Origin of the sequence: Pseudomonas sp. H26/SER47-MNA-CIBAN-0231 (assembly GCF_040310465.1) — a bacterium.
Taxonomy (GTDB): domain Bacteria; phylum Pseudomonadota; class Gammaproteobacteria; order Pseudomonadales; family Pseudomonadaceae; genus Aquipseudomonas; species Aquipseudomonas atacamensis.
The window spans coordinates 1-241 of record NZ_JBEOPW010000171.1 but is presented as its reverse complement, the minus strand read 5'-3'; the positions used below and the strand labels follow the sequence as shown (position 1 = coordinate 241).

Genomic DNA, 241 nt, shown 5'->3' with positions numbered 1-241 from the left:
CGAGAAGGCCATCTGTAATGATGCAAGTACGCTGTTTTCGAACTCAGCCAACCCCTTGATGCCCGAATCGCTGATCGCAGCCGCACGATTACCCAAATCGAGTGAGCCGGCGTGCCAGAGCTCCCATAGGGTTACTGCACAGGCCATTACGGAAGCGATCCCTGTCGCCGATATAAGCCCAGCCCAATGGCTCTGCCGCTGGTGGGCGGCATGGGCAAGCGCAATGAAGAACGCTGAAACC

The 241-nt window shown here is 57.7% G+C and carries 1 protein-coding gene; it reads right to left on the bottom strand.

What is annotated here, in order from left to right; genetic code table 11:
• Window positions 1-241 (bottom strand): hypothetical protein (locus tag AAEZ10_RS27690; RefSeq protein ID WP_350571876.1); only part of this gene is annotated, 241 nt, incomplete at both ends.